The following is a 14,163-nucleotide window of genomic DNA, read 5'->3' on the forward strand; positions in this document are numbered from 1 at the left end:
GAAAAATCCTTAGCGCGTGCCGCCGCTCTGCTTGAGAAAGTTGGCGAACAGCTCGTAGCCCTGCTCGGTCAGGATCGACTCGGGGTGAAACTGCACCCCTTCGATGTTCAGTGTCTTGTGGCGCAAGCCCATGATCTCGTCGACCGAGCCGTCTTCCAGCTGGGTCCAGGCGGTCAATTCCAGGCAGTCGGGCAGGGTTTCGTGCTTGACCACCAGCGAATGGTAGCGCGTCACGGTGACCGGCAGGTTGAGGCCTTCGAACACACCGAGGTTGTTATGGAACACCGGGCTGGTCTTGCCGTGCATCACTTGGCGCGCCCGCACCACCTCACCGCCAAACGCCTGGCCGATGGACTGGTGGCCCAGGCACACGCCGAGGATCGGCAGCTTGCCGGCGAAGTATTTGATGGCCTCCAGGGAGATGCCCGCCTCGGTCGGCGTGCAGGGCCCCGGCGAAACCACAATGCGCTCCGGGTTCAGGGCGGCGATTTCGGCGACGGTCAGTTCGTCGTTGCGCACCACCTTGACCTCGGCACCGAGTTCGCCCAGGTACTGCACAACGTTGTAGGTAAAGGAGTCGTAGTTATCAATCATCAGCAACATGGGGGAAACCTCAAGAATTCTTAGCCCTGGGGGGTCTGTTCAGCCAACGCCACTGCACGGAACATGGCGCGGCGCTTGTTCAGGGTTTCTTCCCATTCGAGGGCCGGCACCGAGTCGGCGACGATCCCGCCACCGGCCTGCACATGCAGTTCCCCGTCCTTGATCACTGCCGTGCGAATCGCAATGGCGGTGTCCATGTTGCCGTTCCAGGCGAAATACCCCACGGCGCCGCCGTAGACACCGCGCTTGACCGGCTCGAGCTCGTCGATGATCTCCATCGCGCGAATCTTCGGCGCGCCCGACAAGGTGCCCGCCGGCAGAATCGCCCGCAGCGCGTCCATCGCGGTCAGGCCGGCCTTCAATTCGCCAGTGACGTTGGAGACGATGTGCATCACGTTGGAGTAGCGCTCGATGACCATCTTCTCCGTCAACTTCACCGAGCCGATTTCCGAGACGCGCCCGGTGTCATTGCGGCCCAGGTCGATCAGCATGAGGTGCTCGGCGATTTCCTTGTCGTCGCTGAGCAGCTCTTCTTCGAGCGCCAGGTCCGCTTCCTCGGTCGCGCCACGCGGGCGGGTACCGGCGATCGGGCGCACGGTGATCAGGTTGTCTTCGACGCGCACCAGCACTTCCGGCGAACTGCCGACGACGTGGAAGTCGCCGAAGTTGAAGAAGTACATGTACGGCGTCGGGTTGAAGCAACGCAGCGCACGGTACAGGTCGATCGGCGCGGCCTTGAAGTCGATGGACATGCGTTGCGACGGCACCACCTGCATGCAGTCGCCGGCGAGGATGTATTCCTTGATGGTATCGACCGCCCGCTCATAGTCATCCTGGGTAAAGCTGGAGCGGAACACCGGGTCGGCCGCCGGCGGACGGCGCAAATCCAGGCCGCGACGCGGGGTGATCGGCTGGCGCAGTTTTTCCAGCAGGGCTTCGAGGCTGGCCAGGCCTTGCTCGAACGCATCGCTCTGGGAGGGGTCGGCCAGCACGATTGCATGCATCTTGCCGGCGAGGTTGTCGAACACCACCACGGCGTCGGAGACCATCAGCAGAATGTCCGGAACGCCCAGTGGATCGGGGTTCGGGCATTTACCCAGGCGTTTTTCCACATAACGCACGCAGTCGTAGCCGAAATACCCGACCAGGCCGCCGTTGAAACGCGGCAGCCCAGGGATGGTCGGCACGTTGTAGCGCGCCTTGAAGGTTTCGACGAAGGCCAGTGGGTCTTCGACGTCATGGCTTTCGATCTCGACGCCGTCATGGGTGATGCTGACGTGATGGTCGTACACGCGCATGACGGTGCGGCACGGCAGGCCGATGATCGAGTAACGGCCCCACTTCTCGCCGCCCTGTACCGATTCAAGCAGGTAGGAGTTGGGCGCGTCGGCCAGCTTCAGGTAGATCGACAGCGGCGTGTCGAAGTCGGCCAGGGTTTCGCAGGCCAGGGGGATACGGTTGTAGCCGGCAGCGGCCAAGCGCAGGAATTCTTCGCGGATCATGAGGTGCCTCGTGGCATGAGGGTCTAACGGTCAGGTGTGCAAACGTGCCGCAGCGCGGCCAGGATTCAGTCAGGCGCGCCAACGCCAGCGGGCCAGGGCCTTGATAACTTTCATCCAGAGTTTGCGAGTGACTACCACGATGGTATTTCCAGAAGGGGATGGATCGGTGTCGGCCAACGTTATCTCAGCGCCCGCTCCCAAGCAACCGGGGATTAGTCGGCGCAGGTCATCAATTACCAGCGCGGGCGACTCTTCGGCGATCGGCCGACCGTGGTTATAGCCGTAACTCAAGGCCACGCACTGCACGCCCGCCGCCTTGGCCGCCAGCACGTCGCTACGCGAATCGCCGACAAACAACGACTGGGACGCCGGGATATTGGCCATTTTCATCACGAAAAACAGCGCCGCCGGGTCGGGTTTCTTCTGCGGCAAGGTATCGCCACCGATGATCCAGCGGAAATAACGGCCGATTTTCATCTGGTCCAGCAACGGAGCGACGAAGCGCTCCGGCTTGTTGGTGATCAGGGCCATTTCCACGCCCTGCTTGCTCAGCCATTTGAGGGTGTCGCGCACGCCGGGGTACACCACGGTCAGTTCGTGGTGGTCTTCATAGGCGAGGTTGAACAATTCCAGGGCGTGTTCGGCCTCGACATCATCGACCCCCTCTGCCTCGATGCGGTTGGCCAGCGCCCGGCGCACCAGCACCTGCGCGCCGTTGCCGACCCATTTGCGCACCGACTCGATACCGACCGGCTTGCGCCCCAGCTTGAGCAGCATCTCGTCCACCGCCGCCGCCAGGTCCGGCACCGAGTCGATCAACGTACCGTCCAGATCGAACATCACCAGCCGTGGCAGTTTGCCGGGGAACAGCCGCTCGAAGCCGCTCATGGACGCGCCAGCGCCAGTTCCGCACGCATCTTGGCGATGACGTCCTGGTAGTCCGGCGCATTGAAGATCGCCGAGCCGGCGACAAAGGTGTCGGCGCCGGCGGCAGCGATTTCGCGGATGTTGTTGACGTTGACCCCGCCGTCGATTTCCAGGCGGATCTCACGCCCCGAGGCATCGATCAGCGCACGGGCTTCGCGCAGCTTGTCGAGGGTGCCGGGGATGAACTTCTGCCCGCCGAAACCTGGGTTGACGCTCATCAGCAGCACCATGTCGACTTTGTCCATCACGTACTTGAGCACGTCCAGCGGGGTGGCCGGGTTGAACACCAGGCCCGCCTTGCAGCCGCCTTCGCGGATCAGTTGCAGGGTGCGGTCGACGTGCAGCGAGGCTTCCGGGTGGAAGGTGATGTAAGTCGCGCCCGCTTCAATGAAGTCCCCGACGATGCGGTCTACCGGGCTGACCATCAGGTGCGCGTCGATCGGCGCGGTGACACCGTACTTGCGCAACGCCGCGCAAACCATCGGGCCGATGGTCAGGTTGGGGACGTAGTGGTTGTCCATGACATCGAAGTGGACGAAGTCGGCACCGGCGGCCAACACGTTGTCCACTTCCTCACCCAGACGGGCGAAGTCGGCGGAGAGAATCGATGGAGCGATAACGAAGGGCTGCATGACGCACCTTTTTTGAGCTAAATCACAATGGCGCGCATTGTATACCTCATGCTTTGCCCAGCGCACCGTGACCTAACTCAACGGCTAGTACGCCGCCCGATAGATTTTCTCGATATCGGCGGCGCTGAGTTGGCGCGGATTGTTGCACATCAGGCGCTCGATACCCGCCGCTTCCACGGCCATGGCTGCGAGTGCGTCTTCGGGGATACCGAAGCTGCGCAGGCCCGACGGGATCTCCACCGCGGCGCACAGTCGCGTCATCGCCTCGACCGCCTGGTCGGCGGCTTCATTGACGCTCAGGCCGGTGACATTCACGCCCATGGCCTGGGCAATGTCCTGCATGCGTTCGACACACGCCAGCTTGTTCCAGTGCATGACATACGGCAGCAACAACGCATTGCTCACGCCATGGGCGATATTGAAGCGCCCGCCCAGCGGATACGCCAACGCATGCACCGCGCCGACCCCGGCGTTACCGAACGCCATCCCGGCCATCAGGCTGGCGGTGGCCATGTCGTCGCGGGCCTGCAGGTTGGCCGGGTTGGCGTAAGCCTTGGGCAACGCCTTGGCAATCAGCTTGATCGCGCCGATGGCCAAGGCATCGGTAATCGGCGAGGCGTTCAGCGACAGGTAGGACTCAATGGCATGCACCAGCGCATCCACGCCACTGGCGGCGGTGACGCTGCGCGGGCAGGTCAGGGTCATCTGCGGGCTGATGAGTGCGACGTCCGGCAGCAGGAAATCACTGACGATGCCCTTTTTCAGTTGCGCGGCCTTGTCGGAGAGGATCGCGACGTTGGTCACTTCCGAGCCGGTGCCGGCCGTCGTGGGAATGGCAATCAGCGGCGGACCCTTGCGCGGCACCTGATCGACACCGAACAGGTCCGCCAGCGCGCCGTGGTATCCGGCATAGGCCGCCACGCTCTTGGCGATATCGATCGCACTGCCGCCGCCCAGGCCGATCAGGCCGTCATGCCCGCCTTCGCGGTAGGCGCGCATGCAATCTTCGACAATGGCGATTTCCGGGTCGGGCAGCACCCGGTCGAAGATCTCGTAGGAGCGCTCGCCCAAATGCGCCAGTGCCAGCGCCACGGTGCCGGACTTGACCAGCGCGGCATCGGTGACGATCAGCGGGTTGTCGACATCCAGCCGCGTCAACTCTGCGGCCAATTGCTCGATGGCGCCGGCGCCAGTCAACAGTTTGTGGGCGATCTTGAATGAGGAAGTACTCATGTGCGCGGCCTCTTGTCGATTGTGGGCTGGCACAAGAGTAGCTGACGGAGATCGGTTATCTTCCATTCAACAGCTGAATGGTCACAGAACCGATTGTGGGAGGGGGCTTGCCCCCTCCCACATTTAGACCTGGGCGGTGCGCAACTTCTCGCTACGGCCGCGCAGCCATTCCAGGGTCAGCAGCAGCAACACCGAGAAGGCAATCAGCAAGGTCGCCGCGGCAGCAATCGTCGGGCTGAGGTTTTCGCGGATACCGCTGAACATCTGGCGCGGCAGGGTCGCTTGCTCGGGGCCGGCGAGGAACAGCGTCACCACCACTTCGTCGAACGAGGTGGCAAACGCGAACAGCGCCCCGGAAATCACCCCCGGCGCGATCAGCGGCAAGGTCACCCGGCGAAACGCGGTCAACGGCGATGCCCCCAGGCTGGCCGCTGCCCGCACCAGGTTATGGTTGAAACCCTGCAAGGTCGCGGACACCGTGATGATCACAAACGGCACGCCCAACACGGCGTGGACCACGATCAGCGAGAAGAAACTGTTACCCAGCCCCAGCGGCGCGAAGAACAGGTAACTGGCCACGCCGATGATCACCACCGGCACCACCATCGGCGAAATCACCAGGGCCATCACCAGCGCCTTGCCGGGGAAATGCCCACGGGTCAGGCCGATCGCCGCCAACGTGCCGAACACCATGGCCAGCACGGTGGCCGCTGGGGCGACGATGACGCTGTTCTTCAGCGCCCGCATCCATTCGGCCGAGGCGAAGAAGTCCTGATACCAGTGCAGCGAGAAGCCTTGCAGCGGGTACACCAGGAAGCTGCCGCTGTTGAACGACAGCGGGATGATCACCAGCACAGGCAGAATCAGGAACAGCAGGATCAAGCCGCAGAGGATCCGCAAGCTGTAGAACCACACCCGCTCCACGGGCGACATATAAGGGCTCAGCATCGCAAGGTCTCCTTAGCTCAGGCGCAGGCGGCTGGCGCCCACCAGCCGGTTGTAGATCAGGTACAGCAGCACGGTGGCCAGCAGCAGCAAGCCGCCCAACGCGGTCGCCATGCCCCAGTTGATGCTGGTGTTGGTGTAGAAGGCCACGAAGTAGCTGACCATCTGGTCGTTCGGGCTGCCCAGCAAGGCCGGGGTGATGTAGTAACCAATCGCCAGGATGAACACCAGCAGGCAGCCTGCGCCCACACCGGCGTAGGTTTGCGGGAAGTACACGCGCCAGAAGCTGGCGAATGGGTGACAGCCCAGGGAAATCGCGGCGCGCATGTAGGTCGGCGAGATGCCTTTCATCACGCTGTAGATCGGCAGAATCATGAACGGCAGCAGGATATGCACCATGGAGATGTAGACCCCGGTGCGGTTGAACACCAGCTCCAGCGGCTTATCGATCAGGCCCATGCCCATCAGCGCGCTGTTGATCAGGCCACCGGACTGCAGCAGCACGATCCACGCCGCCACGCGCACCAGGATCGAGGTCCAGAACGGCAGCAGCACCAGAATCATCAGCAGGTTGCTTTGCCGTGCCGGCAGGTTGGCCAGCAGGTAGGCCAGCGGATAGGCCAGCAGCAGGCAGAGAAAGGTGATCACCAGGCCCATCCAGAAGGTGCGGGCGAAGATGTCCAGGTAGATCGCCTGGTCCGGCGTGGCCGGGGCCACTTCGCCGAGGTCGTCGATGCGGTGATCGACGGCCGCCAGCAGGTAGTACGGCGTCAGGCTGCTGGTATTGCGCCGGATCGCCTGCCAGTACGCCGGGTCGCCCCAGCGTTCGTCGAGGGTTTCCAACGCTTCTTTATAAGAGGCTGGCGCTTCGGTAAACGGCAGCGCCCGCGCGGTTTTGGTCAGCAGGCTGCGATAGCCGGCCAGTTCCATGTTCAAGCGTTTCGACAGATCGCCGAGGGTCTGGTTCTTGCGCGCTTCGCCAAGGTCTTCGCTGAGCGCCTGGTACACCGGCTCGCCAGGCAAGCCGCGACCGTCCCAGGTCTTCACCGCCACCACCGTGCGCGGCAGGCCGCCCACGACTTCCGGGTTGCCGACACTTTTGTACAACAGCGCAACGATCGGCACCAGGAACACCAGCAGCAAAAACAGCACCAGCGGCGCAATCAAGGCCTGGGCCTTCCAGCGATTAAGCCGCTCAGCACGCGCCAGGCGCTGCTTGAGGGTGGGGCTGTTGACCTCGGTCGAGGGAACGGCGATGGCCATGGCTAACTCCGAAACTTGAAAATGAATGCACTCTGCCAAACGCAGCAGATCCCCTGTGGGAGGGGGTTTGCTCCCGATGGCGGTGTATCAGTTGATAGATGTTCTGACTGACACTTCGCTATCGGGGGCAAGCCCCCTCCCACATGGAGTTACTTGGCAGCCCAGGAATTGAAGCGCTGCTCGAGTTGCTCACCGTTATCCGCCCAGAAGCTCACATCGATCTGCACCTGGTTGGCAATGTTCTCAGGCGTGGTCGGCATGTCTTTGAGCACGTCCTTGGCCAGCAACGGCACGGCTTGGGTGTTGGCCGGGCCGTAGGCGATGTTTTCCGAGTAGATCTTCTGCTGCTGCGGCTGCACCGAGAAGGCGATGAACTTCTTCGCCGCTTCTGCGCGATCCTTGGCCAGGCCTTTTGGAATAGCCCACGCGTCGAAGTCGTAGATGCCACCGTTCCAGACCACTTTCAGGTTGCTCTCTTTCTGTACGGCAGCGATGCGACCGTTGTAGGCCGAGCTCATCACCACGTCACCCGAGGCGAGGTACTGCGGCGGTTGCGCGCCGGCTTCCCACCACTGGATCGACGGCTTGAGTTCGTCGAGCTTTTTGAACGCACGGTCCTGGCCGTCTTTGCCGGCCAGCACTTTGTACACATCCTTCGGCGCCACGCCGTCAGCCATCAACGCGAATTCGAGGGTGTATTTGGCACCCTTGCGCAGGCCGCGCTTGCCAGGGAATTTCTTGGTGTCCCAGAAATCCGCCCAACTGGTCGGCGCGCTGCTCAGCTTGTCAGCGTTGTAGGCGAGTACGGTCGACCACACGAAGAAGCCCACGCCGCACGGCTGGATCGCGCCTTTGACGTAGTCAGCGGTGTTGCCGAACAGTTTCGGGTCCAGCGGCTCGAACATGTCTTCGTCGCAACCACGGGACAGTTCCGGCGATTCCACTTCCACCAGGTCCCAGGACACGCTCTTGGTGTCGACCATGGCCTTGATCTTGGCCATCTCACCGTTGTACTCGCCGGCGATGATTTTGCCGTTGCCTGCACTTTCCCACGGTGCATAGAAAGCCTTGACCTGTGCGGCCTTGTTCGCGCCACCAAAGGACACGACCGTCAGATCCGGGCCAGCCATGGCCTGGGTCGCGCCGATCAAGCCGATCGCCAGTGCGGAATACTTAAGGGATCTCAACATTGTTGTTCTCTCCACGTGCAGGGTTGGTGAAGCCATGGGGGCGATTATTTCGCCTCTAGAAGTGGGTCGAGTGCGCGAACGTGCTCGACTTGCCAGCCAATCGGTACCACGTCGCCGACCGCCAGTGCCGGGTCCAGCTCGGCGATCGGTTGTTTCACAAAAAAATCGGTCATGCCGCAGACTTCCAGGCGCACGCGCACGTGGTCGCCCAGGTAGACAAATTCCGCTACTCGCCCAGAGAAGCGGTTCACGCAACGTTCGCTGGAGCCATTGAGGCTGACGCGCTCAGGCCGCACCGACAAGGTCACCGGGCCGCCGACCTGGCCGACGTTCACCGCCAGCGCCTCGACTTTCTCGCCCCGCGCCAGTTCCACCACGCAGCGGTCGCCGGTGTGGCTGTGCAGGCGACCGTTGAGGCGGTTGTTTTCGCCGATGAAGTTGGCGACGAAGGTATTTTTCGGCTCTTCGTACAGGGTACGCGGCGCCGCGATCTGCTGGATCTCGCCCTGGTGGAACACGGCCACCCGGTCGGACATGGTCAAGGCTTCGCCCTGGTCGTGGGTCACATACACCACGGTCACGCCGAGGCGTTGGTGCAGGTGCTTGATCTCCATCTGCATGTGTTCGCGCAATTGCTTGTCGAGGGCGCCGAGGGGTTCGTCCATCAGCACCAGCTGCGGTTCGAACACCAGCGCCCGGGCCAACGCCACACGCTGTTGCTGGCCGCCGGAGAGTTGCGCCGGGTAGCGTTGGGCGAAGGCGTCGAGCTGGACCATGCTCAGCACGCGCTTGACCCGCTCGCTGATATCGGTCTTGCTCAACCCTCGCACCGACAGGGGAAACGCCAGGTTCTCGGCCACGGTCATGTGCGGGAACAACGCGTAGTTCTGGAACACCATGCCGATATCGCGCTTGTGCGGCGGCACGTTGTTGATGGCACGCCCGGCCAGCTGGATTTCGCCGGCAGTCGGCGTTTCGAAGCCGGCCAGCATCATCAGGCTGGTGGTCTTACCCGAATCCGACGGCCCTAGCAGGGTGAGGAACTCGCCCTTGCGAATCTCCAGGTTGAGGTCTTTGACGATCAGGTTCTCGCCGTCGTAGCTCTTCTGCACGCCACGAAAGCTGACCAGCACATCATTTGAATCCGCCTCGCTCATACCCGCACCTTTGTATTTTGGACTGCTGTGGCACAAGCGTAGTCTAGGGGCGGGCCCCCGGAAATCGGGGGCCAGGAGAGAATCACATCAGCCGGATGGAAGGTTGGGGGTAGGGAACGCCCTACAGCGATGGCGGGGATAGAACAGCGCCGCTATGAGCGCCAGCCTGCAAGCGCCGAGAACGGGCAAATGGCGCTCTGAAGGAGGTCGCAAACAGGCATGTCGTCAGAGCAGCTTGTGCTCCATGGCGTACTTCACCAGTTCGGCCAGGGAGGTGATATTGAGCTTTTGCATCAGGCGTGCCTTATGGGTGCTGATGGTCTTGCTGCTCAACGCCAGTTGCTGAGCGATGTCGTTGACGTTGGCGCCCTGGGCCAGGCGTTCGAACACCGAGAACTCGCGTTCCGACAGCAGCGAATGCAAAGGTCGCGAATCGGTCAGGCCGACCTCGAAGACCATGCGATCGGCCAGGTCCGGGTCGATATAGCGCCCACCGGCCGCGACCTTGCGAATCGCCATCAAGAGCAGGGCCGGGTCGCTGTCCTTGGTGGCATAACCGGCCGCGCCTACCTTCAAGGCCCGCGCGGCCATCTGCGCTTCATCGTGCATCGACAGCACCAGGATCGCCGGCGGATTGCTCAGCGCACGAATCCGCGCGATGGCTTCCAGGCCGTTGACGCCAGGCATCGAGATATCCAGCAACACCACCTCGCAAGGCACATGGCGCAAGGTCTCCAGCAACTGCTCGCCATTGCCCGCCTCGCCCACCACCAGCAAGTCTTTGGCCAGGCCGATCAATTGCTTGATGCCTTCACGCACGATGGTGTGGTCTTCGGCTACCAGTACACGGATCACAGGGGTTTCCTCTTATTGTTATGCATCCAATGGCACCGTCACACTCAGGGTGGTGCCCTCCCCCGGCTGGCTGTCCAGGTTCAACTGCCCGCCCATGATCAGCACGCGCTCACGCATGCCGACCAGGCCGAACGACACCGGACGGCCCTTGGCCTCGATGAAACCGACGCCGTCGTCGCTGATGGTCAGCCGCAGTTGCTTGCCCTCCACCGCCAGGGTCAGCTCGACAGTATGCGCCTGGGCATGGCGCATCACATTGGTCAGCGCCTCCTGCAGGATACGGAACAGGCCGATGGCCTTGGCATCGCTCAAGGCCGGCAGGTTATCCGGGACTTGCACCAGGCAGGGAATCTGCGTGCGCGCTTCGAAGCGCCGCGCCTGCCACTCGATGGCCGAGGCGATCCCGGCGTCGAGAATTGGCGGACGCAACGCCGTAGCCACGTCGCGCACCAATTGAAACAGTTGGGCGATCAGGCGTTTCATGCTGTTCAAGCGCTCGTTCAGGCCAGGGTCCAGTTGCGCATAGGCCAGCTCGCACATGGAGGTTTCCAGCTTGAGTACGGTGAGCATTTGCCCGAGTTCGTCGTGTACTTCGCGGGCGATGCGCGCCTTTTCTTCTTCACGCACGGTTTCCAGGTGCGCCGACAGTTCGCGCAACTGCGCTTCGCTTTGCAGCAACGCAGCCACATAACGGCGACGCTCGGTGACGTCATTGAGGTAGACCACCAGGTATTCGCCGTCGGCAAACCGCAAAAAGCTCAACGACACCTCGGCCGGCAGGATGCTGCCGTCTGCGCGCAGGCAGTCGGCGGCGAAATGCTGTGGGCCCTCTTCGCTGGCACGCGCGCGTTTCCACAGGTTCAGCCAACGGTCCATGCTCAGGCTCGGGTCGAAATCAGCCAGCGGACGCTCGATCAGCGCGCCGGGGCCATAACCGAGCATGGTTTCCGCCGCAAGGTTGGCGTAGCGCACATGGCTGTCCCAATTGACCCAGAGGATGCCGACGGTACTTTGATCGATGGAAAACTGCGTCAGGCGCAGCGCTTCGGCACCGGCGGCGCGTGCGGCGCTTTCTTCGCGAGCGGCGAGCAGTTTGTGTTCCAGCACTCGTTGCTGGCGACGCTGCCAGAACACCACCGCCAGGCTGGCGAGCAGCAGCAACCCCAGCAGCAGGCTGAGGTTTTGCCACAGGCCGGGAGACTCGGACAGACGCGGGTATTTGGGTTGCAGCCAGCGGTTGTGCAATTGGTCCAGATCGCGGGCGGGGATGGCGCGCAACGCGCTTTCCATGATGCCGGACAGTTCCGGCCAGTCGCGGCGGGTCGCCACCCGCAGCAATTGCGGCAGGCCGATATCGCCGACCACCGCCAGCCCGGAGAACTCAGGCTCGCCCGACAAACGGCTCAGTTGCGCCTCATCCACCACGGCGTAACGCGCCTGCTGACTGACCAGCAACTGCAAGGCCTGGCGCTCCATGGGCACGCCTTGCAGGTTGAGACCGGGATACGTGCTGCGCAGGTAATCGGCCACGGCGCTGGGCATACGCACGGCGACGCGGGAATGTTCGTCGAGTTTTTCCAAATCCACCGCACCGCCGCCCTCACGGACGCCGACGATACGCTGGGGCACGCGCATGTACGGGTCGGTGAACAACCACAGGCGCAAACCGGCCGGGGTTTGCTGCAGGCCGGGGGCGATGTCCACCTCGCCGTCACGCAGGGCGGCTTCCAGTTGCTCCTGAGTGGGGAAATTGCGCCACGTCAGCTCGATGTTCAGGGCCTTGGCCAGCCATTGCATCAACTCGACATTGGCCCCCGACAAACGCTGCAGGCGCCGGTCGTATTGCGCATACGGCGCCTGCAAGACCAGCCCCACCCGCAACTCCGGGTGTTGCGCCAGCCATTCGCGTTGCGGCACAGAGAGCTGCGCTTGCGCAGCGACAGGCAGGGGCGCAGCCCCCGCCATCAAGGCAAAGCACATACAGCCGATAACCAGCAGACAGCGAAAACCCATGATCCACGTCTCACATCACTGACAAATACTGACCAACCCATTAGGCTGCTGGAATCACTTCTGGCCGGGAATTAACGATGCCCTATCGAAACCGTTCGGCACTGCCAGCATTGTGCCTGTCACTCCTCTTTACCGCCGTCTTTTCTGCCCAGGCCGCCGACGCGCCTGCGCCGGTTGCGGAAAAACCGCTCGAACGCCAGCCCCTGCCGGAGCGGAGCCGGGAAGAAGCCAGCGCCCTCGAACGCCAGATCCCACGCGAAGAACAGCAACAGCTGCAGGCCGGCAGCGATTCATTCCTGGCCCTGTGGAAACCGGCCAACAGCGCCGAAGCCGAAGGCGTGGTGATTATCGTACCTGGCGCGGGTGAAAATGCTGACTGGCCGCAAGCAATTGCACCATTGCGGCGTAAATTGCCGGATGCCGGCTGGGGCACCCTCAGTCTGTCACTGCCGGACGTGAACCTGGACACCTTGCCACCACGGGTGATCGAAGCGCCCAACGCGGCCGTCGACACCAGCAGCAAAGACGGCAGCACCGCCGCCAAACCGATCGAGCAAGCCGCCAGCGCGGAAGCCGAAGGCACCGACCCGGCCGTGGTGCCGGGCGCGGACGAACAGGACAAGACCGATGCCAAGCGTATCTTCGAGCGCATCGATGCCGCCGTCGCTTTCGCCCAGACCCAAGGCGCCCGCAGCGTGGTGCTGCTTGGCCATGGCAGCGGCGCCTGGTGGGCCGCGCGGTACTTGAGCGAGAAACAACCGAGCCAGGTGCAGAAGCTGGTGATGGTGGCGGGCAAGGCCCCCGTGGGTCGCCAACCGGACCTGCAACAACTCGCCCCGGGCTTGAAAGTCCCCACGGCGGATGTCTTCTACCAGGACCTCGCCCAGGACCGGAACACCGCACGAGAACGCGCCCAAGCCGCCAAACGCTTGAAGAATGGCGGCTACAAGCAAGTGTCGCTCAAGGCCGTGCCCGGCAACAGTTCGGCCGAGCAGGAGCAGTTGTATCGGCGGGTGCGCGGGTGGTTGAGCCCCGAGCCAAAAGACAGCTGAGCGCCCGCGCCCAAATGGGACGACTAGCGGAAATCCCGCCGCTCGCGAATCAACGTATAGGCGTTATGCAGTTCGCGGGTTCGCTCGGTGGCCTCACGCACTTGCGCGGGGCTGGCGCCGCTACCGGCGATCTTGTCTGGATGGTGGCGGCTGAGCAGGCGGCGGTAGGCGCGCTTGATCGCCGAGGGCTCGGTGGTGCTGGTCACCCCCAGAATCCGCAACGCCTCCTGATACGCGGCGCCACGGCTGGCCACCGGCTTGCGCTCCGGCGCGTAATCGGCGGCCAGCGCCTGAAGCTGTTGCGGCGTCCAGCCCAACCACTTGCCCCACAAGTTGATCAGGTCACGCTCGGCATCATCCGCGCGGCCATCCGCCCAGGCCATGCGCCAACAGGCGCGCAACACGCCTTCTGACGCATGGGGCTGGGACTTGAGGACGCGCAGGTAGGCGCGCACCCGGTCAGAGCCGGATTTACCGCGGTTGAACGCCGCAATCGCCCGACGCTGGGCCGGTTCGGTCATGTCCAGCGCGCGCATTTCCTGGCGTGCCTGCTGGATATGCCCGTCCGCCACGCGGCCATTGCTTTTGGCCAGGCGGCCCAGCAGCACAAACAACAGTTCGTCATTGCGCAACGCCGGGCGCCCGCCCAGGCGCTCACGCAACTGTGCCCAGCTGTGCAGTTGCAGGCGGCGATCCAGCGCCTGCCCGAGCAAGGCTCCCAACAAGGCACCCGGAATACTGGCAATGGCAAAGCCAGCCCCGGCGCCGATCAGCGTCCCAGGCCACAACAT

General features: G+C 63.2%; 13 protein-coding genes. 1 reads left to right on the plus strand and 12 read right to left on the minus strand.

The genetic code is table 11. The features are described 5' to 3' along the window. Window positions 1-9: 9 nt before the first annotated feature. The 11 genes from MOQ67_RS28765 to MOQ67_RS28815 all read right to left on the minus strand — a co-directional run bounded on the left by MOQ67_RS28765 (window position 10) and on the right by MOQ67_RS28815 (window position 12,320). Window positions 10-603, minus strand: coding sequence for an aminodeoxychorismate/anthranilate synthase component II (locus MOQ67_RS28765; protein WP_126587660.1), 594 nt, complete (start codon window positions 601-603; stop codon window positions 10-12). 20 nt (window positions 604-623) lie between these two features. Continuing rightward, the gene (trpE, locus tag MOQ67_RS28770) at window positions 624-2,105 is read right to left on the minus strand and encodes an anthranilate synthase component I (protein ID WP_017847793.1); all 1,482 of its coding nucleotides are present in this window, start codon (window positions 2,103-2,105) and stop codon (window positions 624-626) included. A gap of 69 nt (window positions 2,106-2,174) precedes the next feature. Further along, on the minus strand, window positions 2,175-2,993 hold the full coding sequence (locus MOQ67_RS28775) for a phosphoglycolate phosphatase (RefSeq protein WP_017847794.1): 819 nt from the start codon (window positions 2,991-2,993) through the stop codon (window positions 2,175-2,177). Next, a complete protein-coding gene (gene rpe, locus MOQ67_RS28780; protein WP_017847795.1) occupies window positions 2,990-3,664 on the minus strand; it encodes a ribulose-phosphate 3-epimerase in 675 nt (224 codons plus the stop codon). The genes MOQ67_RS28775 and rpe overlap by 4 nt, the downstream gene beginning before the upstream one ends. A gap of 84 nt (window positions 3,665-3,748) precedes the next feature. Next, window positions 3,749-4,897 carry an iron-containing alcohol dehydrogenase gene (locus MOQ67_RS28785; protein WP_126587658.1) on the minus strand — a complete coding sequence of 383 codons (1,149 nt, stop codon included), beginning with the start codon at window positions 4,895-4,897 and terminating at the stop codon, window positions 3,749-3,751. Window positions 4,898-5,020: 123 nt separating this feature from the next. Then, entirely contained in the window at window positions 5,021-5,845 is an 825-nt protein-coding gene (locus tag MOQ67_RS28790) for an ABC transporter permease (protein WP_017847797.1), read from the minus strand. Between the two features lie 12 nt (window positions 5,846-5,857). Next, on the minus strand, window positions 5,858-7,105 hold the full coding sequence (locus MOQ67_RS28795) for an ABC transporter permease (protein ID WP_017847798.1): 1,248 nt from the start codon (window positions 7,103-7,105) through the stop codon (window positions 5,858-5,860). Between the two features lie 149 nt (window positions 7,106-7,254). Beyond that, window positions 7,255-8,295 (minus strand): ABC transporter substrate-binding protein, encoded by a 1,041-nt coding sequence (locus tag MOQ67_RS28800; RefSeq protein ID WP_017847799.1) that lies wholly within the window; start codon window positions 8,293-8,295, stop codon window positions 7,255-7,257. Between the two features lie 44 nt (window positions 8,296-8,339). Beyond that, window positions 8,340-9,452, minus strand: a complete 1,113-nt coding sequence (locus MOQ67_RS28805) for an ABC transporter ATP-binding protein (protein ID WP_448675733.1) — start codon at window positions 9,450-9,452, stop codon at window positions 8,340-8,342. Window positions 9,453-9,677: 225 nt separating this feature from the next. Further along, window positions 9,678-10,307, minus strand: coding sequence for a response regulator (locus MOQ67_RS28810; RefSeq protein ID WP_017847801.1), 630 nt, complete (start codon window positions 10,305-10,307; stop codon window positions 9,678-9,680). Window positions 10,308-10,325: 18 nt separating this feature from the next. Continuing rightward, a complete protein-coding gene (locus MOQ67_RS28815) occupies window positions 10,326-12,320 on the minus strand; it encodes a sensor histidine kinase (protein WP_126587657.1) in 1,995 nt (664 codons plus the stop codon). A gap of 77 nt (window positions 12,321-12,397) precedes the next feature. Here MOQ67_RS28815 and MOQ67_RS28820 point away from each other — a divergent pair, with 77 nt between their 5' ends. Next, the gene (locus tag MOQ67_RS28820) at window positions 12,398-13,372 is read left to right on the plus strand and encodes an alpha/beta hydrolase family protein (RefSeq protein WP_017847803.1); all 975 of its coding nucleotides are present in this window, start codon (window positions 12,398-12,400) and stop codon (window positions 13,370-13,372) included. Between the two features lie 23 nt (window positions 13,373-13,395). On the opposite strand, the gene MOQ67_RS28825 is transcribed toward MOQ67_RS28820, so the two are convergent. Beyond that, window positions 13,396-14,163, minus strand: a complete 768-nt coding sequence (locus MOQ67_RS28825; RefSeq protein WP_017847804.1) for a TerB family tellurite resistance protein — start codon at window positions 14,161-14,163, stop codon at window positions 13,396-13,398.

The sequence above is a fragment of the Pseudomonas sp. LY-1 genome (assembly GCF_053502595.1).

Excerpts from the sequence above, each read along its gene's own strand:
- MOQ67_RS28785 (WP_126587658.1), bottom strand. The coding sequence starts at position 4,897 with ATGAGTACTTCCTCATTCAAGATCGCCCACAAACTGTTGACTGGCGCC.
- MOQ67_RS28800 (WP_017847799.1), bottom strand. The coding sequence starts at position 8,295 with ATGTTGAGATCCCTTAAGTATTCCGCACTGGCGATCGGCTTGATCGGC.
- MOQ67_RS28790 (WP_017847797.1), bottom strand. The coding sequence starts at position 5,845 with ATGCTGAGCCCTTATATGTCGCCCGTGGAGCGGGTGTGGTTCTACAGC.
- trpE (WP_017847793.1), bottom strand. The coding sequence starts at position 2,105 with ATGATCCGCGAAGAATTCCTGCGCTTGGCCGCTGCCGGCTACAACCGT.
- rpe (WP_017847795.1), bottom strand. The coding sequence starts at position 3,664 with ATGCAGCCCTTCGTTATCGCTCCATCGATTCTCTCCGCCGACTTCGCC.
- MOQ67_RS28765 (WP_126587660.1), bottom strand. The coding sequence starts at position 603 with ATGTTGCTGATGATTGATAACTACGACTCCTTTACCTACAACGTTGTG.
- MOQ67_RS28775 (WP_017847794.1), bottom strand. The coding sequence starts at position 2,993 with ATGAGCGGCTTCGAGCGGCTGTTCCCCGGCAAACTGCCACGGCTGGTG.
- MOQ67_RS28825 (WP_017847804.1), bottom strand. The coding sequence starts at position 14,163 with ATGTTGTGGCCTGGGACGCTGATCGGCGCCGGGGCTGGCTTTGCCATT.
- MOQ67_RS28795 (WP_017847798.1), bottom strand. The coding sequence starts at position 7,105 with ATGGCCATCGCCGTTCCCTCGACCGAGGTCAACAGCCCCACCCTCAAG.
- MOQ67_RS28805 (WP_448675733.1), bottom strand. The coding sequence starts at position 9,452 with ATGAGCGAGGCGGATTCAAATGATGTGCTGGTCAGCTTTCGTGGCGTG.
- MOQ67_RS28820 (WP_017847803.1), top strand. The coding sequence starts at position 12,398 with ATGCCCTATCGAAACCGTTCGGCACTGCCAGCATTGTGCCTGTCACTC.
- MOQ67_RS28815 (WP_126587657.1), bottom strand. The coding sequence starts at position 12,320 with ATGGGTTTTCGCTGTCTGCTGGTTATCGGCTGTATGTGCTTTGCCTTG.